The following is a 26,522-nucleotide window of genomic DNA, read 5'->3' as shown; positions in this document are numbered from 1 at the left end:
GTAACATTAGTGAAGTTAGGTGCAATTGAAGCAGGAGGAACAAAATTTGTATTAGCAGTAGGTAATGATCAAGGTGAAATTCTGGAAAAGGAAGTCATTCCAACAGAGCATCCTGATATCACCGTACCGAAAGTGCTGGCTTTCTTTAAGGGAAAAGGTATTGAACGTCTTGGATTGGGAGGATTTGGTCCGATTGATATTAATGAAACAAGTCCTGCATATGGCCAATTACAAAAAACACCAAAAACTGAATGGGTAGATTATCCATTTGGTGCCAAGCTAAAAGAAGGTTTAGGTGTACGAGTTATTATTGATACGGACGTAAACGTAGCGGCGATGTCAGAAGCAAAATGGGGAAGTGCTACAGATGTTGATACTTGCTTGTATATTACAGTCGGTACTGGAATTGGTGCGGGTGCATATTTTCATGGCCAAACATTAAAAGGACTATCCCATCCTGAAATGGGGCATATTAAAGTCCGACGTCACCAGGAAGATACATATGAAGGAACTTGCCCTTATCATGGTGACTGTCTCGAAGGAATTGCCGCCGGTCCATCATTAGAAAAAAGATGGGGCAAGAAAGGTCATGAATTAGCGGATGATGATAAAGTATGGGAGATCGAAGCTTTCTATTTAGCACAAGCGTTAACTAGCTATATTTATATTTTATCACCCGAGCGGATTATTATGGGTGGAGGAGTAATGAAACAACAACAGCTGTTTCCTTTAATCAGAAAAAATGTCTTAGAAATGCTTAATGGCTATGTTAGTTCGCCATATTTAACGGAAAAAGAAATAGATAACTATATTGTATCTCCAGGCCTTACAGATGAAGCAGGTGTGAAAGGGGCATTATATCTGGCGATGCAGGAATAACCTTATTACGGTGTGAATGCTTCTTTAAAGATGTAAACTAGACGATCATCTATGGTCGTCTTTTTTTGTGTGAAAAATAAATTTTGTTTGGAATATTATGTTAATATTGAAGTGTTCAGATATTGAAGGGGCAGGTTAGTAAAAAGTAGTTAAATCAAATATATCAAGCTATAGGCAGTATTCTATCACAGAACAAGGAGGATGCTTATCAAACATATTTATGTACCTTTTATATTTATAGTGGTCTTTTTAAGTGCTTGCTCAGGTAATGAAGAGACTATAATAATAGAAGATAAAGATTTTGCTGATATGTTAGCTGTTAACATGATAGAAAACAATATATCTTCAGAAGGCACAGATACTATAATAAAAGATAAAGAAAAAATGAAAGAAATATTATCTATGGTGGAGGGAGTACAAGTAGAGGAAATTGAAAACGAACAATTATTGAAAGAAATGAAGTCAGGTATCGTATATATGTTTGCTTTCTTTAAAGGAGATGAAACTAAAACGAAAAAGGGAGAATATGCTTTTAACATTTTAGAAGATGGTACTATTCTTTTTAATTATGACAATGTTGGAAATACAAATACTCCAGCTATTACAACAGAAAAACATAGAGACTTACTTGATAAAATGAAACAGACGTTAAATATAGGTTATTAAATAAAAACAACGGGGCCTTAGTAAAAAAGGTACAATCACTTATAGTATATCTTAAAATAATTAGAACCAACTTTTGTGTTAATAGGTGCTCTGCTCTTATCACATATTGAACGAACAACAAGGAGCGTGGAATGAGCAGTTTGAAAAAGTTCCGTGTAAAGGAGGTTACAGATGCCGATTATAAAACACCACCAGTTTATTGAAGCGCCTGTTGAAATATGTTTTGATCTTGCAAGAAACGTTGATATACATACTAAAACCACTGCTAAAACTAAGGAAACAGCGGTGGATGGCGTGACACATGGTTTATTAGAAGAGGGAGATACTGTTACTTGGGAAGCAACTCATCTTGGTATTAAACAAAGGTTAATAGCTAAAGTAACTCATATGAAAAAGCCTATCGAGTTTGTGGATAGTATGCTAAAAGGATCCTTCCATTCTTTTACTCATAAACATCAATTTGTAGAAGAAAAAGGAGGGACTATGATGATAGATACATTTGAATACAAGTCACCTTTTGGTCCAATCGGTTTGATTGCTGATAAATTGTTTTTGGAAAAATATATGACAAGTTTTATAATTTCTCGTGCAAAAGAATTAAAATCGTTTGCTGAAAATAGGGAATAAATTATTAGACTATCCGGAAAATGTTCACAAAATGTTCACTTATGAAAAGTTAACAACATCGCTATTTATTACGGGGCTGGAACGTGGATTTAGTAACGAAGTTTATTTAGAGACACTACAGATTATTCCGTTTATATGGATTGCAGTTGTTGCGTTAGTTAGTTTGGTTGCAGAACCATTAGTGGGTAAAGTAATGCCAAAATTTGTAGGACAGTCAGATGGATTTAATGCTAGAGTTCTATTAAATATTTTATTACATGTTACCGTCTTATCTATATTTTTAACAATTATAGGAACATGGATAGGTACGAAACAAATAAGCATTGAACCATTTCAAAACTTCCTTCATGTCTGGCCTAGAAATTTTGGTGTAGCATTATGGATTGAGCTGTTGATTGCACAGCCAATAGCAAGATTTGCAATGAAAAAACTACATGAAAGACAAGATAGTAAAAGAGAAATTATTGATTTGTAAAACGTAATAGATGAATTATAAAGCCGACTGATAATATAAAATAGCAGTCGGCTTTTTATACAAAATCATGAGTGGTTGACAATGTGAAAAGTAAAAATAGTATTAAAAACAAGCAAAAAATTGTTATAGTGTAGCGTTCTTATTTGATTATAATCTAGTTTGTAGAAACTATTTTATGTGAATCGAATAATAAATGCTAATCATTTTTAAATAGATAAGAAGATAATAAAAATAGTATTAATTCAAAGACGATTACTACAATAAAATGTAAGCGTTTTATTTGGTAAAAATTTAGTCGTGGGTTAATCCTCGTTGTTAATGATTACCAAAAAATCAAGCTTATTTATACAAAGACTTACTACCATATCATAAATTTTATTATGTGAATTAATTTGAGATTCTCCTAAATTAACAAACCCAAACAAAAAGTAACGAAAATTTGTTATTTTTCATCAACCAATTTCATTTAAGGGGGTGATGTTAAGAAGGTCAGGCTTATTAGGCCATAAAGAAACTATTACTTTTTATAAAAAGGAGAGTGTGCGTCTGTGATGAAGGGCAAGAGGGTTGTTTTACTTTGTATCATAAGCTTATTACTCATAGGTCTAGCATTTAGTTCAACTATATTTGCTAGCGAAGTAGATTCTACAGATTTTACAGAAGAAGAGCTGAAGAATAATGATCATATTCTTTACTTCGTCAATGCTGGGGATACGACTCCTGAAACAGTTGAAGGTAATGACAAAATGGGGTTGTATGCTAGTAAGACTGAGCAAATGTATGGAGTAGATGAGGTAACAGGTAAATCATGGGGATTGGTTACGGAAACTACTAATACTTCAACAAGAGATACGTCTGATAAGTATGGAACCTTGAGGTATTATAATGGGGAACAAACTCGTGATAAGGCAATTGAATACAATTTCGAATTGCCTGAAGGTGAGTATGAGATTACGCTAGGCTTTAAAAACCCGTGGAGTGGAAGAAGTGCTAATATTATAAGTGAAGACGAAAACTTATCTAATGGAGATTTCGCAATTGGCAGTGAAGGCGAAGAAAAAGAGGTTACTTATTATCAAGTTCCTGTAACGGATGGGCAATTGAATTTTAAAATTCAAGGGCCTGCAGAGGATACTCTCTCCAACCATAATGATCCATTGGTAAATTACATCATTGTTAAGGAATATGTTGTTCTCCCTTTATCCTATTTAGAGAATAAAATCGCAGAATCTAAGATAGAGGCAGAGAAAACAGATATATATACACCACTGAGCTTAGGAGTATTAAATAATGCAATATCAGAGGCTGAGAATTATTTTGACGAAGTAAATGAAAATAATTTGGATATTGAATCATCAGAAGTACAAGAAGAAATTCGTGGTAAAGTCAATCAACTTGATGAATCATTAGCTGGTTTGATTGCTAACACTTTAAATGAATCCATTAAACCAGGGCAACCATGGTTAGATACGAATGGAGCAGTTATCCAAGCACATGGTGGCGGGATCATGTATGATGAGAAAACAGAAACATACTATTGGTACGGGGAAGATAAAACCAATGGTTACCTTCCGGCCACAGGTGTTCATGCCTATTCATCTAAGGATTTATATAATTGGAAAGATGAAGGTGTAGTCATGAAAGCAGTTGAAAGTAGAGAAGATTTGGACGAAGATCCGTATTTGGCGGAATTGTATAAAAATAGATCTGCCGAGGAAAAAGATACTATTTTTAGTGATATAAATCAGGAACGTGGTGTATTAGAGCGACCAAAGGTTATTTATAATGAAGCAACTGATAAGTATGTATTATGGTTACATGTTGATGGACCATATGAGGGATCAGATTCTAACTATGCTAAAGCAAAGGCTGGTGTGGCAATTAGTGATTCCCCAACAGGACCTTTTGAATTTCTAGAAAGTAATCGCTTAAATAAAATGCCAGAAGGTTATGAATATAAGGTCCGTAATACTGGTATGTCCAGAGATATGACTTTATTTAAAGACGATGATGGTACTGCTTATATTGTTTATTCTAGTGAAGAAAACTATTCTTTGTATATTTCCAAACTTAATGAAGAGTACACTGCCCTTGCTGGAGATGAATATGGAGAAGATTTTACGCGTGCGATCTATAATGGTCATCGTGAAGCACCAGCGATGTTCAAATACAAAGATAAGTACTATTTAATTACTTCAGGTGCTACTGGATGGGATCCTAACCCAGCAAGGTATCATGTCGCAGACTCTATTTTAGGAGAATGGACTGATATGGGTAACCCAGTCGAAGGGGAAGGAGAGTCTACCACTCATGGCTCACAAAGTACGTACGTGATTCCTGTTGATTCTGATAATGGCAAATTTATTTATATGGGTGATAGATGGAATAGGACCGATTTGGCGAATTCTAGATATATTTGGTTACCAATTGAATTTGGGCAGGAAGATGAGATATCCATTGATTGGTATGATGAATGGCAGCTCGACTTACTTGATAAGATGGCAGGCGTAACGATTAATACGGAGCTACCTGAGAAAGTTTTAATTAATGAGCCACCAAATTTACCAAGCACTGTCAATGTCACTACGGATCAAGGTGACACATTGGATACTGCAGTGGAGTGGTCGTATGATATCGAACAATTCTCTCAAGAGGGAATGGCGGTAGTAGAAGCAACACTTCCTGATTTAGATAAAGTCATCGAGATAAAAATTTCCGTTGTTCCTCCAGTTGAAGTTGAAGATTTTGGTTTTGAAACAGATATATTATATTATGGGGACCAATATACTTTGACTACTACTGTGACTAATAATACGGAATCTGAAAAAGAAGTAAAGGTAAATGCAGATGCTCCAAGCGAATGGAAGATAGAACCAGTAACAGCACAGTTAGCGGGTCTGGAATCTAAAAAAGTGGAATTATCTATTACTCCACCTGCAAAAGCAGATCCTAAGGTATTCAACCTAAATATTCAGGTTAGATACGATGATAATTTGGAAACAGATGAATTCGAAATTGTAGCTGTACCAAAAGCGGAAGATTCAGTATTTGCCCTTGATGCGGGGACTTCAGATAGTGAAGTTTTTGGGGAATATAGTCGACTTTCGCCTGAAGATACCTGGGATGGAACCAAAGGTTATGGCTGGACTGGTGAAGTACCTGATAGCCGTGATAGAGGTGAAGTAGATTTTTTAAGAAGAGATCTTATTGCATCTTTTGATCCAGCTACACTACGTATTTCTATCCCTTCTGGTTACCATACAGTACATGTGATGTCTGGAGACCGGCAATATAGCCAAGCAAATACAACTGTTACAGTTAATGGTGAAGAGGTTGCTAAAACCGGTGGAACAGATCTAGGTGAGTTTAAAGTCCTTTCATTCTTAGTAAACGGTGGAGAAACAGGGAAAGAAATTGAGTTAGGCTTTTCAGGTGAGACAGACAAACACTGGGTTATCAATGCATTGATGGTACAAGAATTTTCGTTTGAATCGTTATCAACCTTATTACAAACTTATGTTGAGTCAGGTGAATTATCTGAGCCATTAGTCAATGTACTAAACAACAGGCTTAAACTTGCAGAAAAACACTACACGGATGGAAAGACTGAACAAGCTGTGAAGGGAGTAGAGGATTTCTTAAAACATGTAAAGAAAGAAGAGAACAGTAAGCATATTTCATCTATAGCCAAAGAAATGCTTGAAGACTCCGCACAGAGCATAATACACAATATTATAAAATAACATGTTACCTTTTTGTACAAGGAGGGACCGTCCCTCCTTGTGCATTTTAAAATACAAAACAAACAATACATAACGAAAGCGCTAGCCATTCTACTAAAGAGATGTACACTAATTATTGACGCACTCATCATTATCTCTTTAATTTTAACTTTTTTTCGTATTTTAGGTTAAGAATTTTAATTGAATGTAAACAAATTTACACTTACTTACCTCAAACTACCTCCAAATGCAAAATCACAACAACAGTTTCCTTATTATTCCTTTACATGTACTTAACGAATTCCATACATTCTGTTTAATTGTTATTAATAGTCAAGCTGTAAAATAACAAGCACAGTCTAATTTCACAGACAAAATGTAAAGGAGAGGAATAATTCTATGTCTAAAATGAGGACTTCTATTATTTTTTTAATTGCTATATTCTTACTCGCTGCCTGTTCCGATAGTACGTCAGGAGAAGAGGATGGAATTTCAGGAGATTTATCCTTTTATACATCCCAGCCTGATGCTGATGCGGAACAATTAGTGGAAGCCTTTAATGAACAATATCCAGATGTCACAGTGTCAATTTATCGATCTGGAACAGAAGAAGTTATTAGTAAAGTACAAGCAGAGGCTCAAGCAGGAGATGTTCAAGCGGATGTGTTACTTGTAGCAGATGCTGTAACGTTCGAAAGTTTGAAAGAACAAGATATGTTATTATCTTATGAATCACCTGAATTAGAGGCAATTCCAGATAATTTTATCGATACAGACCATATGTATACCGGAACAAAAGTGATGTCAACCGCTATGGTTGTAAATACAGAAAATGTAGCAGATCTACCAACGTCATGGAATGCTTTAACAGAAGCATCGGATAATCTAGCAATGCCAAGTCCACTTTATTCTGGTGCGGCGGCTTATAATTTAGGAGTCTTAACGCAAAATGCTGATTTTGGCTGGGGGTATTATGAATCCTTACAAGCGAATAACCCGACCGTCACACAAGGAAATGGAGCAGTTCTTAAAGCTGTAGCTGCTGGAGAAGTAGATTACGGAATGGTAGTAGATTTTATTGTGGCACGTGCTGAAGCAGAGGGATCTCCGGTAACACTTGTATATCCGGAAGAAGGGGTTCCAGTAATCACAGAGCCAATCGGCATTATGAATGATGCGCAAAATGAAGAAGCAGCTAAAGCATTTGTCGATTTTGTCCTTTCTGAACAGGGGCAGGAATTAGCGAAGGAAATTGGTTATACTCCAATACGTGAAGGAGTAGAAGCGCCAGAAGGGCTAAAGACAATTGATGAGATGGATGTACTAGAAGCAGATATTAATGAATTATATCAGGCTAGAGAAGAAGATAAACAAAAATTCAGTGAGTTGTTTGGAGAATAGGATGAGTCACTAATGAAGAATACATCTAATACGTACAAGGAGATAATGCCATTACGTGCATTATCTTCGCTGTTTAAAATGAGATTTTTGAAAATTATAGCATTACTAGCAATCATTCTTTTCTTTTTAATCCCTGTTTTAAGATTGGTTCTATTAAGCTTTCAAGTAGATAATCAGATGTCACTGCAAAATTATGCAGATATATTACAAGATTCCAAGACATGGACAGTGTTAATGGATACGATATTAATTGTGATAGGTTCAACTATTATTTCGGTAACACTAGGCGTGTTTCTAGCATGGTTAGTCGCTTATACAGATATACGAGCTAAGAAATGGATGCAGGTGTTTATTATTTTACCATTTGTAATTCCATCCTATATATCAACCCTTGCGTGGACACAATTTTTGGGGGCAAATGGTCTTTACGGGAAAATGATATCGATCTTGCCTTTTTCGTTGGAGCCAATTAATTTGTACAGCATGGGTGGAATCATATTTGTGTTGGGATTTTCCCATTATCCGTTAGTATATTTGCTTTCTGTTAGTGTATTGCGTAAGGTACCACGTGAAGTGGAACAGGCAGCTCGTGTATCAGGGGCAAGTGGCTGGAGAACTTTTGCTAAAGTAACGTTACCATTAGCACTTCCCGGAATAGCGAGTGGGGGCTTCCTAGCCTTCTTAGCAAATCTTGATAATTTCGGAATACCTGCTTTTTTAGGTATACCTGCACAAATTGATGTGTTAAGTACCTACATCTATCAGCAAGTTGTCGGGTTTGGACCGTCTGCATTTCAAAGGGCAGCAACCTTTTCTGTATTGCTTGGGATTATGGCATTATTGGGTACTTTGCTGCAGTGGCTGTTATTAAAGAAATCAAAACGGCTCGAAACAACTGTAGAAGACAAAAAGCCTCGTGTTTACCTTGGTAAATACCGAAAATTTGTTGAACTATTATTATGGAGCTTTTTCCTAATAAGCAGTTTGGTCCCTTTTGTTTCCATGATGATGACTTCTTTATTATCAGCGTACGGATTGGACTTTACATGGGAAAATATTAGCTTAAAAAACTATCAATTTGTACTGGACACTAGTCCTAAAGCAAAACGGGCGATTGGAAACAGTATTCAACTGGCACTTATTACAACGGCTATTGGAGTGGTAATCGGAACAGCATTTGCTTATTATCGCGTGAGAAAACCAAATCGTTGGAATCAATTTTCGGAAATCGCTATTAGTTTACCTTACGCATTACCTGGTACAGTAATGGCATTATCGATGATTTTTGCATGGATGGAACCTATTCCCGGCTGGAATCCAGGGATTTACGGCTCGGTTATAATTCTCTTTATCGCCTACTTTACCAGATTCTTAATTCTACAGGTAAGGGGAAGTATTACTGCCGTATTGCAAGTGGATGCATCAATGGAAGAAGCAGCGATGGTCAGTGGTTCCAATGGCTTGTCAAAATGGAGGAGAATATTAATCCCGCTGTTATTACCAAGTATATTAAGTGGTGCATTTCTTGTCTTTCTAACAGCATTAACTGAATTAACAGTCTCTTCTCTGTTATGGTCAAGTAATGCAGAAACAATTGGTGTTGTTATATTTAGTTTTGAACAAGCAGGATATACAACCTATTCAACAGCCTTTTCCAGTTTAATTATCGCGTTGATATTATTTGGTTTTATTAGTTTGTTTTTATTTCAATATCTTTGGAACAGAAAGGTGGCAAACGTCAAATGACAATCGCAATTAATCAACTAAGTAAAGAATTTGACGGTTTTCAGGCACTTAAAAAGATTGACCTGCAAGTACGGGATGAAGAGTTTATCGCCATTTTAGGCCCTTCAGGATGTGGCAAAACAACATTACTGCGATTATTGGCAGGCTTTCTTTCCCCAAGTGAGGGAGAGATCGTGATTGGTAATGCAACAGTTGGCAATCTCCAACAAACATTACCACCGGAACGAAGAAATATTGGTATGGTTTTTCAATCGTTTGCTTTATGGCCGCATTTAAATGTAGAAGAACATATTCGTTTTCCTCTGATGCATCATCGTTTTGTATCAGATGCAATAAAAAGGAAACAGCATGATCGGATTAAAGAAGTGTTACAAATGATTGATCTAGAAGCATTTGCTGATCGTATGCCAAATGAGCTATCCGGTGGACAAAAACAACGTGTTGCATTGGCACGGGCAATTGCGCCTCAACCAGAACTTTTACTGATGGATGAACCGTTAAGTAATTTAGATGCAGAGTTGAGAATGGAAATGCGCAGTGAAATTCAAACTTTACATCAACTGACAAAAGCGACCATTGTATATGTAACACATGATCAGGGAGAAGCTTTAGCGATGGCAGACCGGATTGTTGTAATGAACCAAGGGGAAATAGAACAAATAGGTACACCCAGTCAAATCTACAGTAAACCGATCTCCCCATTTGTTGCACGTTTTGTAGGCAAAGCTAATTTAGTAGAAGGTGATTGGAACGATAATTATTTTACCCCTTCTTTATCTCCTACCACTCAATGGCCGGATACCGGTGTTGTTTCGGAAATGAAACAACGAAACATCTATCCTGTTCGACCGGAACAGTTTCGAATGTCAGCAGATAATCAAGACGAAAGTGGTTTACCCGGCTTGATAAACAGTGTACAGTTTCAGGGCAAAGAAATTCACTACACTGTACAAATATCTAATCAAACATGGACTGTCCATACGGATGTATCACAGCAATTTTCATTAGGTGAGCAGGTATATCTTCATTTGTTTGTTCCACATAATATGGAACAAAAGAACCTTAATCATCAAGCAATATAATCGCTTACATTTTATCTGTGTGCTAAAATGAGCCTAGATTTAAATGGAGAGGTGAGAGAGATGAAGAAGCTTGAATTAGGTAATAGTGGCTTAGAAGTCAGTGAAATTTCGTTAGGTTGTATGCGTATGGATCAGTTGTCCAAACAAGATGCGAACCGTGTGATTGAGAATGCTCTTGAACAAGGCATAGATATGTTTGACCATGCTGATATTTATGGTGGTGGCAAATCAGAAGAAATCTTCGCTGATGCGATTAACATGGATTCATCGACTAGAGAAAAAATGGTGATTCAATCGAAATGTGGGATTCGTGATGGCTTTTTTGATTTTTCAAAAGAACATATCCTTGCTTCAGTCGAAGGTAGTTTAAAACGCTTAAAAACAGATTATTTGGATGTACTTTTATTACATAGACCTGATACATTGGTTGAACCGGAAGAAGTGGCAGAAGCATTTAATGAGTTAAAGCGTAGTGGAAAGGTTCGTCACTTTGGAGTAAGTAACCATAATCCAACTCAAGTAGAATTATTGAAAAAATATGTAGAGCAAGATCTGGTGGCTAACCAGCTGCAATTGAGCATGATGTTTACACCAATGATAGATGCTGGTCTAAATGTGAATATGGAACATGATCCGGCGATTGTCCGCGATGGAGGAGTTCTGGATTACAGTCGTCTTCATAATATGACAGTCCAGCCATGGTCCCCGTTCCAACATGGTTTCTTCGAAGGTGTATTTGTTGATAATGACAAATTTCCTATTTTAAATGAAAAATTGCAGGAATATGCAGAGAAAAAAGGTGTCACTAAATCAGCGATTGCGATTGCATGGATTTTACGTCATCCAGCTAGAATGCAACCTGTTGTAGGTACTATGAATCCAGAACGTTTACAAAATATTGCAAAAGCATCAGAAGTAAACCTGACAAAAGAAGAATGGTATGACTTGTATCGTGTTGCAGGGAATAAATTACCGTAGAACATGGAGCTGTTTATCTTAACGATAAACAGCTTTTCTTTATAACTGCTGAGCAATTGGATGGTTAGTATACATGGAAACTCAAACAGAAAATATAAAATAAGGAATGCTTTTTTCATTACTTAGAATTAAAGAAACTACCTTTATACAATAAGAAAATAACTATAAACAGTAATTATTTATTGTAAAACGATAAAAATATGGTATAATTCAAATGGAAAATAATTTAGTGAGGTGCTTGTTATGAAACATGGTTCAACACTCTTTTTAAAGATAGCTGTTCTTTTTATTGGAATACCAGTTCTTGTTTTGTGTATATTTGGATTAGTTAACCTAGCAAATAATCCAGTAAATCCAGCATATGACCATATACTATATCCCGCTTTAATAGGTATGTATGTGTCAGCAATCCCGTTTTACTTTGCATTATATAACGCTTTTAAACTTTTAAATTATATTGATAAGAAAAAAGCTTTTGCACAAATTTCTGTTAAGGCTCTAAAGAAAATAAAAAACTGCGCAATTACAATCAGTAGCTTATATGTTGTTATAATACCATTCGTATTTCTTGTAGCAGAGAAAGATGATGCCCCAGGACTTATACTAGTTGGTATGGTCCCCATCTTTGCTTCCATGGTAATCGCAGTGTTTGCTGCAGTTCTTCAAAGACTTTTACAAGAAGCAATTGATATAAAATCGGAAAATGATTTAACAGTCTGAGGTGATAACAATAGCAATTATAATCAATATCGATGTGATGCTGGCTAAAAGGAAAATGAGCGTAACGGAACTTTCAGAGAAGGTCGGTATCACGATGGCGAATCTTTCTGTATTGAAAAATGAAAAGGCAAAAGCGATTCGTTTATCAACTTTAAATGCGATTTGTAAGGCATTGGATTGCCAACCGGGAGACATTTTAGAGTGCAAAAGTGACGAAGGAACCCGAGAGTAAATGAAGTAAGGTGTATATAGATTTGCTACAATCATGAAAGCAGAATATTATGTGTTTTACCCCACAATTCGTATAATAAGAGAGAAGTTATGTGGAGGTGACAAAAATGGATAAAAAACAAATTAAAAAAGATATCATAGAAGCGATGCATTTTCGCCATGCGACAAAGAAATTTGATCCGAATCAAGAAATTAGTGAAGAGGATTTCCGATTTATACTGGAAACAGGATACATTTCTCCAAGTTCATTTGGAATTGAACCATGGAGATTTTTAGTTATTCAAAGCCCGGAATTACGAGAAAAGATTAAAAACACTTCATGGGGAGCAAAAGGAAAAGTAATGGATGCCAGTCATTTCATTATATTCCTGGCAAGAACAGAAAAGGATACAAAGTATGATGCTGAGTATCTTCTTGATCATTATAAAAACATACATCATTTTCCTGATGAAGCATTACAAGGATTGTTACCAATGATTGAAAATTTCCAGAAAGAAGATTTTGATTTATTGGTAGATGATCGCCGTATGATAGACTGGTCATCGAAGCAAACATATATCGCACTGGCTAACATGATGACCGCAGCAGCACATATAGGTATTGATTCTTGTCCAATCGAAGGATTTTCAATGAAAGAAATGAACGAATTACTACGTGAAGAAGGGCTTTTAGAAGACGAAAGCTTTTCGATTTCCGTGATGGCAGCATTCGGTTATCGTGTGCAGGATGCCCCAGAAAAAAGCAGACGCCTGTTTGATGATATTGTGAAATTTGTATAATAAGTAATAAACCCGTGGTTTCCTCAACCACGGGTTTTTACATATACAATGTCGCCAACATAATCCCTAATGTTTCCTGATATATCTCATCAAATTGATTAATCGGAAGAGGATTAACACCTGTTCCTAGTTCGACTGTGTAACCAGGTCTACGAAATTCCTGTATAAACCAGTCCTTGTAGCCTGCAAAACTATCGACATATTGAATCGGCTCATACCCGCTAACACGATTAAATTCCTGGACAATCGTTTCAGATGCAGGTGGCTCCATTCCCTGGTATCCCCAATAAATGACCTCACCTTGTGTATGAAAAGCATTCACTATTTCAAATGACCGTGCGTTTGCTAGATCTGCCATCGCAATGGCTTCCGGTTCTGATAAGGGTTGATAACCTGGAAAGTCTCGTGGTGCTGGTGAATCCGGTTTTCTGGCAGCTTCTGTTTCCCACAAAGCCGGGTATTGATTATTCAGGTCAACGCCATTGATATTAGCCTTCCATCCGGTAAAATCGGAACTTCCATTATTGAGTGACAGGACGAAATCTTCTTGAGGACCTGCTGCCTCTGCACCATTGATGACAAGATTAACTCCATCCGGATTAACCATCGGCACAAGAGAAAGTGTATTATTTTCAAAGTAGGTTAGCATATCCAAATTGCGGATGGGGAGATTATTGGTCAGTGCTAAAGCATATTCATTGAGAAACAACATAATAACCGGAGTAGTAATCCATTCTTGTGCATGAAAAGCACCATTAATATGCTTTTGGCGCTGGCCGGTACCAATTTGTAATTCTATAATATTTTTCTCTAAAACAGAATTTCCAATCGATTGTTGTTGAATAAATGGGTAGATGTCTATTAATAGTTGGAGATCAGCAATCATTTTTTCATACGTATAGTTATTAACGTCACTAATGACCGGATTCGTAACACGTTGAGGAAGAATGATCGTTTGACCAACTTGAAGTTGTGTTGGTTGAACTGATGAATTCATCCGTAATAAAAGATCTAACGATATTTGATTAGCCTGAGCTATTGCCCACAAGGTATCGTTAGCTTTTATTGTATAGGACAGAGATTGATAACCAGGGATATTTACTTCTTGCCCAATCATTAATTGATTTGGGTTGAGTTGCCGGTTAGAAGCAATAATTAAAGGGAGGGGAATTCCGAATAATTGACTATAATACCAGAAAGAATCCCCTTGCTTGATTTGAATTATCATGTACATAACCTCCGTTCTTAGCTGCTATTCCATCATATGAACAAAAGTCGTGATTAATGAATAAAAGCAAATCGCCATTCCTCATGAGAATGTTGTGGCTTTGAAATAAAGTTTGAAAGTTTATAATAAAGATTGATCCTTTCAAATTATGTTCAATAATTCATAATAAAGATTGATATAAATATGTTGGCAAGCTGGCTTGTTTCAATTTAGCAATTCAGAAGAAATTATTGATTGTTATGTGTGCTAAACTTGACTCTACAATAACGTTAATAATTCTATCGATATGAACAAAGGAGAACTGAAAATGAGAAAACTAGTTCTAGCTTTACACGCATCACTTGACGGTTTTGTAGAAGGGCCGAAAGGTGAAATGGACATTGGCTGGGTTTCCTACGATGCTGATTTGGAGAACCACGCGAATGAAATTCTGAGTACTGCCGACACTGTCATTTGGGGACGTGGGACTTATCAGATGATGCACAGTTACTGGACATCTATACCTTCGAACCCATCAGCTTCGCAGCATGAACGGAATCATGCCGAGTGGATTGAAAAGACAGCCAAAATCGTTTTTTCCACGACGCTGGAGAAAGTCGAATGGAACAATTCCAGACTGGTGAAAGAAGATGTCGAGGAAGAGATCAAGAACCTCAAACAGCAGCCAGGCAAGGATATGGTCATCCTAGGCAGTCCTAGATTCGCACACTACCTTATGCAGCTTGATTTAATTGATGAGTATAAAATTACGGTTTCTCCCGTCCTGATCGGGAGCGGGTTGCCGTTATTCCAAGGTCTCAAGGAGAAGATCAATCTTAAACTTATCGAAAACAAGACATTTGATTCTGGAGCCATAGGCCTCGTTTACCAGAAGGTTAGATGACCTTGTCACCTAAAGTATATTACGCTAACCGGATTACGTTAGCACAATAAAAGCAGCGGCAGTCTAGGTCTTTCGAGTTCCTAGTCCGTCACTGCTTTTTTTTTACGAGTCAGTGTAATTCAGTTTGTCGGGTGATCGACAAACTTTATTTTAAACCACAGCAACCTCTTTTTCTTATTTTTAAGTAATAGGGGAACAATGGACATTTAAAACCATCTAGTTTGGGTCATCGTGTACGATTCATTAAGTCGTTGTTTAAATGAACCCATGAAGGAAGGCTATATCTTAAGGATTTACGCACACCTCAGTGGAAAGTTAAGATATGATTTGTATAACAAGTACTTACTGTTTTTTTATGTGCATAGCATTTCAAACATTATTTTATGTGTTAAAATTAACTGAATAATTTGATTTAAAAGTATAGTTTTGGAATATGAATAGTCACTTTTCATGAAACGGGCCAGTTAACGGAATAACACCGACAGAAGCGTTGCCTTATTTCCCGATAGATGCCAGCCCCAGATCCACTAAATCATCTTCTCCATTAAGATGTGGTACTATTATTTTGCAATAAACATGAAGGGGGGGGCAAACAATGAACAAAACAGACCGTTTGTTAGCCATCATGCTGGAACTGCAGCATAAAGAGATTGTACGGGCCGAAGATTTGGCAGCCCTATTTGAAATGAATGTGCGGACCATCTATCGGGACATTCAAGCGTTGAGTGAAGCGGGCGTACCGGTCATTGGAGCCCCTGGAACAGGATATTCCCTGATAGAAGGCTATTTTTTGCCTCCGATTAGTTTCACGGTACAGGAAGCCGTGAGCTTGCTGATTGGAACAGACTTTATCGAACAGCAATTTGATGAAAGTTATCGCGTCGGAGCCCAAGCTGCCCGAAAAAAAATAGAGACCATTCTCCCTAAGAATATTCGCAATGAAACATCTCAAGTAAGCAAGACTATGCGTTTGCTCATTTCTGATAGAGAGGTCATGCACTCCAAAGAAAAGGAATATCTGGAAAAGATCCGTCAAGCCATATTAGACAAGCGAAAGATCTGCTTTCATTATGTAAAAAAAATTGCGGATTCCGAGGGGAATCGCCATAGTGTTCGTACCGCTGCTCCCTATGGATTAGTGCTCATTCAGGGATCGTGGATGCTTGTCGCCCGGTGTGATATGCGCCAGGACATTCGTCATTTCCGCCTGTCCCGAATGACACAGCTTATCAATCTGGAGGAACAATTCGAACTGCCAGCGCATTTCGACTTAAGGGAGTATACCCCTCCTGATGATCGGAATTTAAGGGTGCTTCTCCGATTTAACCATGACATCGCAGATAAGGTGAAGGAATCTAATTATCATTACATTGAGGGGATGGAAGAGCATCAAGATGGATTGCATGTGGTCTTACGCGTTCATCAGCTGGACGAATTGCTGCAATGGGTGCTTAGCTGGGGAGCAAGTGTGATTGTTTTAGAACCTGAATCATTCAAAAATCGTATCCTGGAAGAAGCCCAAAAAATGTTGAAACGCTACTGACATACTGTTGTCAGTAGCGTTATTTTATAATCGGAAGTAAGTTATCAGAAAGGGGATTTAGTGGGAAGTGCGAAGTATGCCTCGCATCGTTTAAGGAGAGAACTCCATCCATTTTACATGGATCAATCGATCAGTATCCAGGTATACAAAGATGTTTGAAGAACCAAGCGGTTCAGGTTTTGATTAACTCTGACCATTACAGGGAAATTCACGAAAAAATGAAATGATACGATATTGTATCATTTATTTATAGGAAGGATGATATCTGATGAATTTTGCTTCTGTACGCATCATTACTGACGACTTGGATCGTCTTGTTAAGTTCTATGAGAAAGTCATGGGTGTTTCAGCACAACGCCCTGCGCCAGTTTTTGCAGAGTTCGTTATGCCATCGTGCACCTTGGCCATTGGCCACTCCGAGACTGTGCCACTGTTCGGTGAAGGTTCAACAGTGGCGGCCGACAATCGCTCTGTCATCATAGAGTTCCAAGTCCACGATGTCGATGCCGAATACGAGCGTTTGAAGCCGTTTATCGAAGAATGGGTAAAGGAACCAACCACGATGCCGTGGGGGAACCGTGCTATACTGTTCCGTGATCCCGATGGCAACCTCGTTAACCTCTTCGCGCCAGTTACTGAGGAAGCAATCAAACGGTTTAATGGCAGGGATTGACGGACAGTTGAAGTGAGGCCTCAATTTTAGGGGAGTGGCAACGATTCGTAAAATGTATAGAAATTCGGCTGAATGCGCCGATAACATTTCTCCGGTCTTTCCCGGTATGACAATGATTCATTAAAGAGCGTATGAAGTATTATCGACTGGTTTAAAATAATCCGTTAAAACAGAAATCGTTGCATTATCTCTAATATCCTGAAATTACCTTGAAATCAAGTCTTCCATAAAGAGGCACGATTGTTGAGCAACACAAGTAGAAAATAATCAAACTTTTTTATGAAAAATAAGCATAGATCGCTGAAAAAGAATCCATTTTGATCAATCTTTTTTTCAAAATGGATTCTTTTTATTTGCCATAAAATATGGTTTTGTCAGGAATCTTTGACCAAACTTTATTCAAAAGCTACAAATGTGGAAATGACGATATAAAGTGAGACTACCATCAGTGACAAGTTTTACGGACGATTAACACCGTGATAAAACATATTTATAATCGTTAAAAGGCAGAGGTCCAGCCACCATCAGCAGTAATGGTTGTTCCGTTTACGAATTTTGATTCTTCAGATGCTAAAAATAGGGCAACATTTGCAATATCTTCTGGAGTTCCGACGTTAGGAATCAGACTTTGGGACAATTTAGCTCGTTCTAGACCGAACTCACTAACGTTTTTCATAGACCCTTGGATGTTTGTCTGTACTGCTCCAGGAGCTATTGCGTTACAACGGATTCCTTTTTGTGCATACATATGAGCAGTATTTTTGGTTAAACCAATGACAGCATGTTTAGAAGCAGTATAGGTTGCACCGGCATGTGCCCCGTTTAAACCACCAGAAGATGCCGTATTAATGATGATTCCTTGTCCTTTTTCTAAGAAAACTGGAACAGCTTTACGCATTGCACGCATAACCGCTTTTGTATTTACATCAAAAATTAACTCCCAACGATCATCATTTACTTCGCCAACCGGTTCGAAACCATCCATTATTCCAGCATTATTTACTAAAATATCTAATGTACCAAATTCATTGACAGCAGTATCAATCATTAGATCAATGTCATTTGCGTTTGCGATATTAACTTCTACCGCTTGCGCTTTACCGCCATTCTTTCCTAGTTTTTTAGCTAGACTATTCACACCATCAACATTTAAATCTGCTAGTACAACTGCTGCACCTTCACTGGAAAACCGTTCAGCAATTGCTTTTCCCATACCTGATGCAGCTCCAGTAATAACAGCAACTTTGTCTTTTAATTTCATCATCATTCCTCCTCCATATTATTGTCAACGCTCACCTGTAAATAAACAGATGTTTGTTAATCAACATCTGTTTACAATATAATATAGAAAATACACTGAAAACAATCATCAATCGAAGTGGATTTGTTCATTACTGTACACTTTTCAATTATTTGTAGACTATTTGAGAATAAATAAACAAAAGGAGGGAAATTGTTGATGGATAATTACCATGATAGACGGGTTCGTAAGTCGAAAATAGCACTAAAGAATGCATTGATGTCGTTATTACAACAGAAAAATCTGCAACAAATTACAGTGATGGAAATTGTTCAGACAGCTGACGTAAACCGTGGTACTTTTTATAAACATTATCAATATAAAGAAGAATTATTAGAAGAAATGGTAGATGATATTATTGTCGATTTAATTGATTCTTATCGTAACCCATATCAAAAAGGTGAAAATATATCGGTTGATAATTTAAATGTCTCTGCCATAAAAATATTTGACCATGTGGAAAATCACGCTGATTTTTATACGATTATAGCTAAATCAAATGCACTTGTCGGATTACAGAATCAAATATGTAGGCAATTAACAGATTTAATGAAGGAAGTTGTGCAACAATATCAAGAGCCAGAAGGGATCGACTTGAATTTACTTGCTAGCTATCAAGCATATGCAATCTGGGGATTAATAATTGAATGGATTAACCAAAATTTTAAATACAGTGCTGCATATATGTCCAATCAGTTATTAACGATTCTACAATTAACAAGATATAGTTAAAGCGAAAGTCAAATCCTCGCTTTAACTATACTTTGCCTGGATACGCCAGTCTAACACGAAATTACCGAATGGAATAAAGGCGACCGCAACCGCACTAAATAACCAGATAAAAGACCAGCGTACTTTGTAAGTGGTGTATAAGGTGAAGAGTATGTATCCAATAAACAAAGCACCATGAATACTTCCAACAACAGTGACTACTTCTGGTAAACCTGCCCAATATTTTAAAGGCATAGCAAGAAAGAGTAAGATGATCAAGGAAGCTCCTTCTATAATACCGATTATTCGAAAACGTTTAATATCCTTCAATGTCCTTTAAATCCTCCTATAGCCAGTTTTAACTAGTATAGCAAATATCTTGCTACAACACACCATGTTTAATGAATTGTAACTGGGTTTGATAATTATTAATAGCATCATCTAATGGAATATCTTTCGAAAATTTTTCGATAATATTATGGAATGTAATTGCAGATATCATTTTCATTAATTGAAATAAGTCTTCTTCGTCATCTACTTTTAAAGCATCTAAATCTAATTGCTTTTGTACCTGATGAAAATGATCAAGCTTTTCTTTGCTAGCAAAAATACCTGATAAAGACTCTTCAATTTTATAATTCATATTTAATAGTGCGTTTTGAAAAAATGTAAATTGCTCCTGTTCTTCCACGATAAGTCGGTAAAATTCAACGCAGGTATCAAAAAGATTACCTTTATTCTTTTGAATAATAAAAATAAACTTTTCCATGGCTAAACTTGTTTGTTGATTAAATATATAGAAATAGGCATCATCTTTATCAATAAAATATTGATAGAAGCTACCCCGAGGGATCTCTGCGTATTCAATAATCTTAGCTATCGAAGCTGTAGCTAATGGAGCTTTAGTAAATTCTCGATGAAGCGCGTCTAGTAATTTTTGTTTTTTTTCCTTTGGTAAATTAAAAAAAGTTTCATTCGGCACTTTTGTTACTCCTTTTTTATGATTTTAGGAATGCGGTGAAACAGGTAATAGGGTACAAACATCCTTTATCATTCTCTATTTAAATAACTTTATTTATCTTAGTAGTAGCACACAGCAAGTAAGACTCTGAAATAATCTAATATTAGTGTTTCTCTGTGTAATTAAATATAAATGATATTTATTATATCGGATTATGATTGAAAATTATAAGTGACAAATAGAAATATGTCAGGGATTGTTACTTATTTAAAAGAGAGTATAGGTTGGACAGTGTCAGACCTAAAAAGATAAAGTATCAGTGGGGAATATCGGTTGTAAATATGGAAATGAAGTACAAATTAGCAACAAATACAGTGTCCTTCTCTAGGATTTGTACAATAAGTCATCATCAGCGTACAAAGGAATGAATTTTTCTTCGAGGAGGATGGGACAAAATTCCGTAAAATAAAAAAATAAAAGAAGAGGCAGGCGTCTCCGAGAGGCCTGCCTCTTCATAGAAGTGGTGCGTGTGTTCAAGCTCACAAACAAATGCATCCTGATCTGTTATTACTACTTTTTCTTTTTCCTTGCATAAAATTCGGCCGCCTTTTTGCGATTTCCGCACAACTCCATGCTACACCAGCGTCTTTTTCCTGATTTTGATTTATCGACAAAATAGAGACTGCATTCCTGATGCTCGCACTTCCTAATACGGTTGATAGAGATACTATCCAATGTGTGAATAATTGAGTAGACAATATTGTACAGCACATGATCTCTAGCTGTTATTCCTTCGGAGGCCAAGTTTAATTTGTCATGCTTTGGAACAATAGTAAGGCTCACATTCACCTGTTTAACAAGCCTTTTAAATTGATCCGTAGTGTGAAGAGAGAGTTTTCCTAGTTGTTCTAGATCAGACAAAATTATTTTGCTAAGGTGACGAAGTGAATGGAGCTCGACTATTAACGAATCAAGCAATTCCTCGCTTTCTAAAGCCAGAGAGTCAGATTCCCGTAATAGGTTATTTTCCTCTAGCCATCGGAAGGTACTTGATGGATCGACAAGGATATCAATCTTTTGTTTATTGGAGTAATATGTCGTATTTACTAGATTAATCCATGCAGTTCCACCTAATACGAATAGTAATTTATCCATGAATATTTCACCTCAAGAATTATTATAACCTTTAAAAAACATATTTACAAGTTAGGGTAAGTGATGTAACATAATTGTTATAACTAGTAAAAATAGTTAATAAAGGTTATATAGGGGGTGAGCGTGAAGGAACTTAAAAAGAGAACGTGCTAAGGAATATAAATTGGACTATTCAATTTTTTGTTGGACTGCTACACGGATTTCCAAAAATAATATGAGGTGAAAATATGTTAGTACAATACAAAACAGTAAATATTAATAACATTAATATCTTTTATCGAGAAGCTGGTAATAGAAGAAAGCCTACAATTTTATTGCTTCATGGTTTTCCTTCTTCTTCTCATATGTATCGAAATTTAATAACTAAATTGATGGATGAATATCACATTATCGCGCCTGATTATCCAGGTTTTGGGAATAGCGATCAACCCCGAATGGATGAATTTGAATATACTTTTGATAGCTTAGCTCTTGTGATAAATGAATTTGTAGAGAAATTAAAATTAGAGAAATTTAGTATCTATGTTCATGATTATGGTGCCCCAGTAGGATTCAGATTGGCAACCAAACATCCTGAACGAATTCAAGCCATTATAACTCAGAATGGAAATGCTTATGAGGAAGGATTAATGTCTGCTTGGGATCCTATACGTACTTATTGGGAAAATCCTACTGAGGAAAATAAGAATAATTTAAGACCCCTTTTATCTGTGGACTTTACAAAGTATCAATATACAGATGGGACTCGTAATCCTGATCGAATTAGCCCCGATGCATGGAATATGGATCAATTAGTTTTGGATCGTCCCGGCAATAACGAAATACAACTTGCTTTGTATTATGACTATAGAAACAATCTTAAACTGTATCCAAATTGGCAAGAGTTCTTTAGAACTTATCAACCTCCAACACTGGTTGCATGGGGGAAAAATGACATGTTCTTTGGACCTAAAGGTGCGTTAGCTTTCCAAAATGATCTTAATGATTGCGAGGTTCATTTATTAAATACCGGGCATTTTCCTTTAGAAGAAGAGTTAGAAACTAGTGCTTATCTGATAAAACAATTTTTAAAAGATCGTTTAAAGTAATATGGTGACTTGCTCATCTTTAAGTGGAGTGTGTAATACTAAAACAAGAAAGACATGCATTACTAAATCAAAAGTTTATATAATAGCATAAGTCAAGCATACACAGAATAGGGTGTCACTGTTGAACTAGACAAAACCGATCACCTTATAAGAAGGTGGGGTTTTGTCTTGTCTTTTGCTATATATCGGAGGTGCTCAAAGTTTTATTAAAAGCAACTTTCTTGGATGGAGAAATTATTGTTCCTGGAACAGATTATATGCCGGATTTAGAGGCAGTAATGGCACAAGCACTTTAGGCAAGTGATTACCCACACTAAGCATTTCTTATATGATAATGGAATTGTTTGTCTTGGAAAGTGTTAACCGTGGAAGTTCAAGAAAATCTTGAATTCCCATCGCACATGCCCCAACAACTCCAGCTTTTGCACCTAGTCCCGAAATGACGATATCGCGGTATTGAGAGACAGAAGAGAGCAAATGTTTCTTCATTTCTTCAAGTGCTTGAGGATAAGATTTTAGAATCGGACTGTTTAAAACGATCATTTCAGGATTATAAAGATTAATTACATTATTTAACCCAATCGTTAAATCAGCAATCCAGTTATTCAATTCTTCCATAACTTCTTGGTTCCCTTTGTTTAATAGCCTTTTAATATCTGAATGGTTTTCGATCTTTGCATCCAATCGTTTATTAGCATTTTCAAAAAAGATTGGTTCAGATGCGTAACGTTCCCAGCAGCCTTCATTGCCGCAACGACATGGTTTGCCTTTCGGGTAGATAATCATATGTCCCATTTCACCAGCATGTCCATGGAAACCTTTATGCAATTCCCCGTTAATCATAATGCCTGCCCCGATGCCAGAAGAGAGATTAATATTTAACAGATTATCACTTTTATAGTAATTAAATATTTTTTCCGCATAGGCCGAGAGATTTGCATTGTTTTCAACAGAGATATTATCTATTCCTAATTTTTTTAGATCACCTAGAAGGTCTTTATCACGCCATTGATAACGTGGAATGAAATGAATAGTATGATCAGTCGAGACAGTACCATGAATGGCGATCATGCTATGTACTAATCCATATCGAGCATCAGCATATTCTAGTTGATATTTCTTAATGTGTTCTGCAATTACCTTAACAACTTCTTCATAGACATCCGTCTGTAAGTCGACCTTTTCATAATTCACGGTATTCCCCTTTAAGTCCGTAATATTAAATAGGATATATTCACGATCGAGATCGATTCCTAAGAAATAAGCTACTTTTTCATTAATGGATAATAGGATTGGCCGTCTGCCTACCGTATTATGTTCTTCTTGTGTTTCATAAATTAATGTTTCGTCTAATAAATCATTTACTTGAACAGACACAGTTGCTTTGTTTAAACCTGTGATTTTCGAAAGGTCTGCACGAGAAATTTTATGATGTTCAAATATTTCCGTTAATATATAACTGCGATTAATTTTTTTGATATAGGCTCCATCACCCGTAATCATCTGCTAACCCCCATATTTTCTTTATTTGTTTGGAAAACAAACTAATGTTATTTATATTATAACAAATAATACCAAAAATGAAAGCACTTACTTAAAATCAATCGGATAAATATTACTTTAGTTCTTGCAAAAAATCTTGGATTCTTTCCTTTATAATTAAAGAAAGTATAAAATCCTTGGTATAACAGCGTTTTGTCTTATAGAAGCGACATAAATAAAGAGTGTTTTGAAATGTATGAGTGCTGGGCACAGCTCCGGAAAAATGCTTCGCTTTCCGCGGGCATGGCTTCAGCTAATTTTTTTAAATAAAATGAATTTTATTTAAAAAAATGGATCTTCAGCTCATGCATTCTCGCGCTGTGAGTCTTCGCATTTTTCCTACGCTTTAAGATAGGCTCTACACCTATGGTGACAGCTAATATGTTGGCTTGTTATAGCGATAGAAAATAGGGTTCTACATGATGCAGTAAACGCAAAAATGATGCTATATAATAAGTTCTAGAACATAACAATAGCGCAGGCCGACCGTTTCGACTCCTGGGGAATTAGCGTGATCTGAAGATCCACTTTGAAAAGCGTTTTTCTTTTCAAAGTTAGCTGAAGAGCATGCCCCCGGAAAGTGAAACGGTCAGCCGAAGCGGTTGCCGTAGCAGATAAAAACATTGCATCATTTCTAACTTGGTTAGAGTACATTATCCTGGTTTTTCTTATCAGATAGACAATTTGTTTCATTAGCAATGATCGTAAATTTGAACTCATCTTATTTTTATTGGGGATATTCAGGTCCTTAAGTACATTCTCAGTCAAAAACAATTCAAAATAGAACAATATTAGCTATTTAATTATACTAGCGCTTGCCATACAATAAAATGGGACGATTACATTACACAGCGAATGTAATTCACTTATATGGAAGCGTTTTATTTATTGAGTGAATATGACAACGTGAGAATAGCAACAAAAATGGCAAAATACCTTGAAATATATATAAGGAGTGATGAGCAATGGCAAAAGTGAGGCTAGGGATTATTGGTTTAGGTCAGCAAGGTGGGGCTTACGGAAATATGATCAAAGAAGGTCGTATAAGCAATATAGAGATCGGAGCAATATGTGATATCGATCCCGAAAAGAAAAAATGGGCAGACCAAGAATTCCCTGATGTACCTTTTTATCAAGATTATATTGACATGTTAGCAAGTGGAGACGTTGATGCGATTGTAACATGTGTACCGCACTACTTACATCCGGAAATGGGGATCGAAGCACTTGATCGCGATGTTCATGCTTTACTTGAAAAACCTGCAGGTGTGTATACCAAACAAGTAAAGGAGATCAATGAATTCGCCAACAACAAACCTGATCTAACCTATGCAATTATGTTTAATCAGCGTACCAATCTACTTTATCAAAAAGTAAAAGAAATCATTGATCATCAAGAAATTGGTAATATTAGAAGAACAAACTGGATTATTACGTCCTGGTGGCGCCCCCAAGGTTATTATGATGCAGGTTCCTGGAGAGCGACTTGGGATGGGGAAGGTGGCGGTGTGTTAGTAAACCAGGCACCACACCAGATTGATTTACTGCAATGGATCTGCGGCATGCCGAAAAAAGTCTACACGAAAGCACAATACGGCTATCAGCGAAATATCCCCGTAGAAGATGATGTAACAACGATATTGGATTATGGTAATGGCGCAACAGGGGTATTCATTACCTGTACCCATGATGTATTGGGAACTGACCGTTTGGAAATTTACGGTGACAAAGGGAAAATTGTTGTCGATGACAGTAAAAAAGTAACGATTAAACGCTTAAATAAACCAGAAAAAGAAATGAGCGACACGATGTCGATGCAAGAAGTATCAAAATTATTAAAGGGTGAAGGATCTGGAGCCATCTATCAAGAAGAAGTTTTAGAGTTTGATAGTGTTTGGGGTGGGCAGCACCGAGCAGTATTAGAAAACTTTGCTGCCAATATTTTAGACGGTACACCATTGATTGCATCAGGCAGTGATGGGATTAATGGTGTGGAACTGGCAAACGCTATGCACTTATCAAGTTGGTTAAATAAAGAAATATCCCTGCCAATTGATGAAAATCTGTATGTAGAAGAATTGAACAAACGAAGAGAACAAGAAATCAGACAAAACATTCAAACATAACTAATT

At 36.5% G+C, this 26,522-nt stretch carries 24 protein-coding genes; 18 read left to right on the top strand and 6 right to left on the bottom strand.

Going from position 1 to position 26,522, the window contains the following annotated elements; genetic code table 11:
• Nucleotides 1-9 precede the first annotated feature (9 nt).
• The 12 genes from BM121_RS04635 to BM121_RS04580 all read left to right on the top strand — a co-directional run bounded on the left by BM121_RS04635 (nucleotide 10) and on the right by BM121_RS04580 (nucleotide 13,306).
• Nucleotides 10-879, top strand: coding sequence for an ROK family protein (locus BM121_RS04635; protein ID WP_091481802.1), 870 nt, complete (start codon nucleotides 10-12; stop codon nucleotides 877-879).
• Nucleotides 880-1,080: 201 nt separating this feature from the next.
• On the top strand, nucleotides 1,081-1,545 hold the full coding sequence (locus tag BM121_RS04630) for a hypothetical protein (RefSeq protein WP_091481799.1): 465 nt from the start codon (nucleotides 1,081-1,083) through the stop codon (nucleotides 1,543-1,545).
• Nucleotides 1,546-1,716: 171 nt separating this feature from the next.
• The gene (locus tag BM121_RS04625) at nucleotides 1,717-2,172 is read left to right on the top strand and encodes an SRPBCC family protein (RefSeq protein ID WP_091481797.1); all 456 of its coding nucleotides are present in this window, start codon (nucleotides 1,717-1,719) and stop codon (nucleotides 2,170-2,172) included.
• A 31-nt stretch (nucleotides 2,173-2,203) separates the two neighbouring features.
• The gene (locus BM121_RS04620) at nucleotides 2,204-2,647 is read left to right on the top strand and encodes a DUF2798 domain-containing protein (RefSeq protein WP_091482404.1); all 444 of its coding nucleotides are present in this window, start codon (nucleotides 2,204-2,206) and stop codon (nucleotides 2,645-2,647) included.
• A 551-nt stretch (nucleotides 2,648-3,198) separates the two neighbouring features.
• Nucleotides 3,199-6,390 (top strand): FIMAH domain-containing protein, encoded by a 3,192-nt coding sequence (locus tag BM121_RS04615; RefSeq protein ID WP_245780746.1) that lies wholly within the window; start codon nucleotides 3,199-3,201, stop codon nucleotides 6,388-6,390.
• Nucleotides 6,391-6,768: 378 nt separating this feature from the next.
• A complete protein-coding gene (locus tag BM121_RS04610; RefSeq protein WP_091481791.1) occupies nucleotides 6,769-7,770 on the top strand; it encodes an ABC transporter substrate-binding protein in 1,002 nt (333 codons plus the stop codon).
• 12 nt (nucleotides 7,771-7,782) lie between these two features.
• Nucleotides 7,783-9,516 carry an ABC transporter permease gene (locus tag BM121_RS04605; protein WP_091481789.1) on the top strand — a complete coding sequence of 578 codons (1,734 nt, stop codon included), beginning with the start codon at nucleotides 7,783-7,785 and terminating at the stop codon, nucleotides 9,514-9,516.
• Nucleotides 9,513-10,598: an ABC transporter ATP-binding protein gene (locus BM121_RS04600; protein WP_091481786.1), complete on the top strand. Its 1,086-nt coding sequence runs from the start codon at nucleotides 9,513-9,515 to the stop codon at nucleotides 10,596-10,598. The genes BM121_RS04605 and BM121_RS04600 overlap by 4 nt, the downstream gene beginning before the upstream one ends.
• Before the next feature lie 60 nt (nucleotides 10,599-10,658).
• Nucleotides 10,659-11,576 (top strand): aldo/keto reductase, encoded by a 918-nt coding sequence (locus BM121_RS04595; RefSeq protein ID WP_091481784.1) that lies wholly within the window; start codon nucleotides 10,659-10,661, stop codon nucleotides 11,574-11,576.
• Between the two features lie 243 nt (nucleotides 11,577-11,819).
• Complete coding sequence (locus tag BM121_RS04590; RefSeq protein ID WP_091481781.1) at nucleotides 11,820-12,296, top strand: DUF2975 domain-containing protein; 477 nt, start codon at nucleotides 11,820-11,822, stop codon at nucleotides 12,294-12,296.
• A gap of 10 nt (nucleotides 12,297-12,306) precedes the next feature.
• Entirely contained in the window at nucleotides 12,307-12,528 is a 222-nt protein-coding gene (locus BM121_RS04585) for a helix-turn-helix domain-containing protein (protein ID WP_091482402.1), read from the top strand.
• Between the two features lie 106 nt (nucleotides 12,529-12,634).
• On the top strand, nucleotides 12,635-13,306 hold the full coding sequence (locus BM121_RS04580) for an NAD(P)H-dependent oxidoreductase (RefSeq protein ID WP_091481778.1): 672 nt from the start codon (nucleotides 12,635-12,637) through the stop codon (nucleotides 13,304-13,306).
• A gap of 37 nt (nucleotides 13,307-13,343) precedes the next feature.
• Here BM121_RS04580 and BM121_RS04575 read toward each other — a convergent pair whose 3' ends face one another.
• Nucleotides 13,344-14,534, bottom strand: coding sequence for a M14 family metallopeptidase (locus BM121_RS04575; protein ID WP_091481775.1), 1,191 nt, complete (start codon nucleotides 14,532-14,534; stop codon nucleotides 13,344-13,346).
• 307 nt (nucleotides 14,535-14,841) lie between these two features.
• Here BM121_RS04575 and BM121_RS04570 point away from each other — a divergent pair, with 307 nt between their 5' ends.
• From BM121_RS04570 to BM121_RS04560, 3 genes are all read left to right on the top strand, one after another.
• Nucleotides 14,842-15,417, top strand: coding sequence for a dihydrofolate reductase family protein (locus tag BM121_RS04570; RefSeq protein ID WP_091481773.1), 576 nt, complete (start codon nucleotides 14,842-14,844; stop codon nucleotides 15,415-15,417).
• A 595-nt stretch (nucleotides 15,418-16,012) separates the two neighbouring features.
• Nucleotides 16,013-16,960 carry a helix-turn-helix transcriptional regulator gene (locus BM121_RS04565; protein ID WP_091481770.1) on the top strand — a complete coding sequence of 316 codons (948 nt, stop codon included), beginning with the start codon at nucleotides 16,013-16,015 and terminating at the stop codon, nucleotides 16,958-16,960.
• 268 nt (nucleotides 16,961-17,228) lie between these two features.
• Nucleotides 17,229-17,633 (top strand): VOC family protein, encoded by a 405-nt coding sequence (locus tag BM121_RS04560; RefSeq protein ID WP_091481767.1) that lies wholly within the window; start codon nucleotides 17,229-17,231, stop codon nucleotides 17,631-17,633.
• A gap of 499 nt (nucleotides 17,634-18,132) precedes the next feature.
• Here the strand turns inward: BM121_RS04560 and BM121_RS04555 are convergent, their stop codons facing one another.
• Nucleotides 18,133-18,894 (bottom strand): SDR family oxidoreductase, encoded by a 762-nt coding sequence (locus BM121_RS04555; RefSeq protein ID WP_091481764.1) that lies wholly within the window; start codon nucleotides 18,892-18,894, stop codon nucleotides 18,133-18,135.
• A 198-nt stretch (nucleotides 18,895-19,092) separates the two neighbouring features.
• Here BM121_RS04555 and BM121_RS04550 point away from each other — a divergent pair, with 198 nt between their 5' ends.
• Nucleotides 19,093-19,665 carry a TetR/AcrR family transcriptional regulator gene (locus BM121_RS04550; protein WP_091481761.1) on the top strand — a complete coding sequence of 191 codons (573 nt, stop codon included), beginning with the start codon at nucleotides 19,093-19,095 and terminating at the stop codon, nucleotides 19,663-19,665.
• Nucleotides 19,666-19,686: 21 nt separating this feature from the next.
• Here BM121_RS04550 and BM121_RS04545 read toward each other — a convergent pair whose 3' ends face one another.
• The 3 genes from BM121_RS04545 to BM121_RS04535 all read right to left on the bottom strand — a co-directional run bounded on the left by BM121_RS04545 (nucleotide 19,687) and on the right by BM121_RS04535 (nucleotide 21,760).
• Nucleotides 19,687-19,974 carry a DUF3817 domain-containing protein gene (locus BM121_RS04545; protein WP_091481759.1) on the bottom strand — a complete coding sequence of 96 codons (288 nt, stop codon included), beginning with the start codon at nucleotides 19,972-19,974 and terminating at the stop codon, nucleotides 19,687-19,689.
• A 52-nt stretch (nucleotides 19,975-20,026) separates the two neighbouring features.
• Nucleotides 20,027-20,626 (bottom strand): TetR/AcrR family transcriptional regulator, encoded by a 600-nt coding sequence (locus tag BM121_RS04540; protein WP_091481756.1) that lies wholly within the window; start codon nucleotides 20,624-20,626, stop codon nucleotides 20,027-20,029.
• Between the two features lie 549 nt (nucleotides 20,627-21,175).
• Nucleotides 21,176-21,760, bottom strand: a complete 585-nt coding sequence (locus BM121_RS04535; RefSeq protein ID WP_091481754.1) for a CGNR zinc finger domain-containing protein — start codon at nucleotides 21,758-21,760, stop codon at nucleotides 21,176-21,178.
• Nucleotides 21,761-21,987: 227 nt separating this feature from the next.
• On the opposite strand from BM121_RS04535, the gene BM121_RS04530 reads away from it, so the two are divergent.
• Complete coding sequence (locus BM121_RS04530) at nucleotides 21,988-22,848, top strand: alpha/beta fold hydrolase (protein WP_091481751.1); 861 nt, start codon at nucleotides 21,988-21,990, stop codon at nucleotides 22,846-22,848.
• 324 nt (nucleotides 22,849-23,172) lie between these two features.
• Here the strand turns inward: BM121_RS04530 and BM121_RS04525 are convergent, their stop codons facing one another.
• Nucleotides 23,173-24,351 carry an ROK family transcriptional regulator gene (locus BM121_RS04525; protein ID WP_091481748.1) on the bottom strand — a complete coding sequence of 393 codons (1,179 nt, stop codon included), beginning with the start codon at nucleotides 24,349-24,351 and terminating at the stop codon, nucleotides 23,173-23,175.
• A 1,004-nt stretch (nucleotides 24,352-25,355) separates the two neighbouring features.
• Between BM121_RS04525 and BM121_RS04520 the strand changes: the two genes are divergently transcribed.
• Nucleotides 25,356-26,516: a Gfo/Idh/MocA family protein gene (locus BM121_RS04520; RefSeq protein WP_091481746.1), complete on the top strand. Its 1,161-nt coding sequence runs from the start codon at nucleotides 25,356-25,358 to the stop codon at nucleotides 26,514-26,516.
• Nucleotides 26,517-26,522: the final 6 nt, after the last annotated feature.

The organism is Gracilibacillus orientalis, assembly GCF_900114645.1.
Lineage (GTDB): Bacteria > Bacillota > Bacilli > Bacillales > Amphibacillaceae > Gracilibacillus > Gracilibacillus orientalis.
Note: the sequence above shows the minus strand (reverse complement) of the source record. Positions and strands in the feature narration are given on the sequence as shown.

What these genes read in the sequence shown, in the direction of transcription:
- BM121_RS04560 (WP_091481767.1), top strand. Translation starts at nt 17,229, where the DNA reads ATGAATTTTGCTTCTGTACGCATCATTACTGACGACTTGGATCGTCTT.
- BM121_RS04610 (WP_091481791.1), top strand. Translation starts at nt 6,769, where the DNA reads ATGTCTAAAATGAGGACTTCTATTATTTTTTTAATTGCTATATTCTTA.
- BM121_RS04630 (WP_091481799.1), top strand. Translation starts at nt 1,081, where the DNA reads ATGCTTATCAAACATATTTATGTACCTTTTATATTTATAGTGGTCTTT.
- BM121_RS04615 (WP_245780746.1), top strand. Translation starts at nt 3,199, where the DNA reads ATGAAGGGCAAGAGGGTTGTTTTACTTTGTATCATAAGCTTATTACTC.
- BM121_RS04600 (WP_091481786.1), top strand. Translation starts at nt 9,513, where the DNA reads ATGACAATCGCAATTAATCAACTAAGTAAAGAATTTGACGGTTTTCAG.
- BM121_RS04565 (WP_091481770.1), top strand. Translation starts at nt 16,013, where the DNA reads ATGAACAAAACAGACCGTTTGTTAGCCATCATGCTGGAACTGCAGCAT.
- BM121_RS04525 (WP_091481748.1), bottom strand. Translation starts at nt 24,351, where the DNA reads ATGATTACGGGTGATGGAGCCTATATCAAAAAAATTAATCGCAGTTAT.
- BM121_RS04605 (WP_091481789.1), top strand. Translation starts at nt 7,783, where the DNA reads ATGAAGAATACATCTAATACGTACAAGGAGATAATGCCATTACGTGCA.
- BM121_RS04625 (WP_091481797.1), top strand. Translation starts at nt 1,717, where the DNA reads ATGCCGATTATAAAACACCACCAGTTTATTGAAGCGCCTGTTGAAATA.
- BM121_RS04530 (WP_091481751.1), top strand. Translation starts at nt 21,988, where the DNA reads ATGTTAGTACAATACAAAACAGTAAATATTAATAACATTAATATCTTT.
- BM121_RS04580 (WP_091481778.1), top strand. Translation starts at nt 12,635, where the DNA reads ATGGATAAAAAACAAATTAAAAAAGATATCATAGAAGCGATGCATTTT.
- BM121_RS04520 (WP_091481746.1), top strand. Translation starts at nt 25,356, where the DNA reads ATGGCAAAAGTGAGGCTAGGGATTATTGGTTTAGGTCAGCAAGGTGGG.
- BM121_RS04590 (WP_091481781.1), top strand. Translation starts at nt 11,820, where the DNA reads ATGAAACATGGTTCAACACTCTTTTTAAAGATAGCTGTTCTTTTTATT.
- BM121_RS04620 (WP_091482404.1), top strand. Translation starts at nt 2,204, where the DNA reads ATGTTCACTTATGAAAAGTTAACAACATCGCTATTTATTACGGGGCTG.
- BM121_RS04550 (WP_091481761.1), top strand. Translation starts at nt 19,093, where the DNA reads ATGGATAATTACCATGATAGACGGGTTCGTAAGTCGAAAATAGCACTA.
- BM121_RS04535 (WP_091481754.1), bottom strand. Translation starts at nt 21,760, where the DNA reads ATGGATAAATTACTATTCGTATTAGGTGGAACTGCATGGATTAATCTA.
- BM121_RS04575 (WP_091481775.1), bottom strand. Translation starts at nt 14,534, where the DNA reads ATGATAATTCAAATCAAGCAAGGGGATTCTTTCTGGTATTATAGTCAA.
- BM121_RS04555 (WP_091481764.1), bottom strand. Translation starts at nt 18,894, where the DNA reads ATGAAATTAAAAGACAAAGTTGCTGTTATTACTGGAGCTGCATCAGGT.
- BM121_RS04595 (WP_091481784.1), top strand. Translation starts at nt 10,659, where the DNA reads ATGAAGAAGCTTGAATTAGGTAATAGTGGCTTAGAAGTCAGTGAAATT.
- BM121_RS04570 (WP_091481773.1), top strand. Translation starts at nt 14,842, where the DNA reads ATGAGAAAACTAGTTCTAGCTTTACACGCATCACTTGACGGTTTTGTA.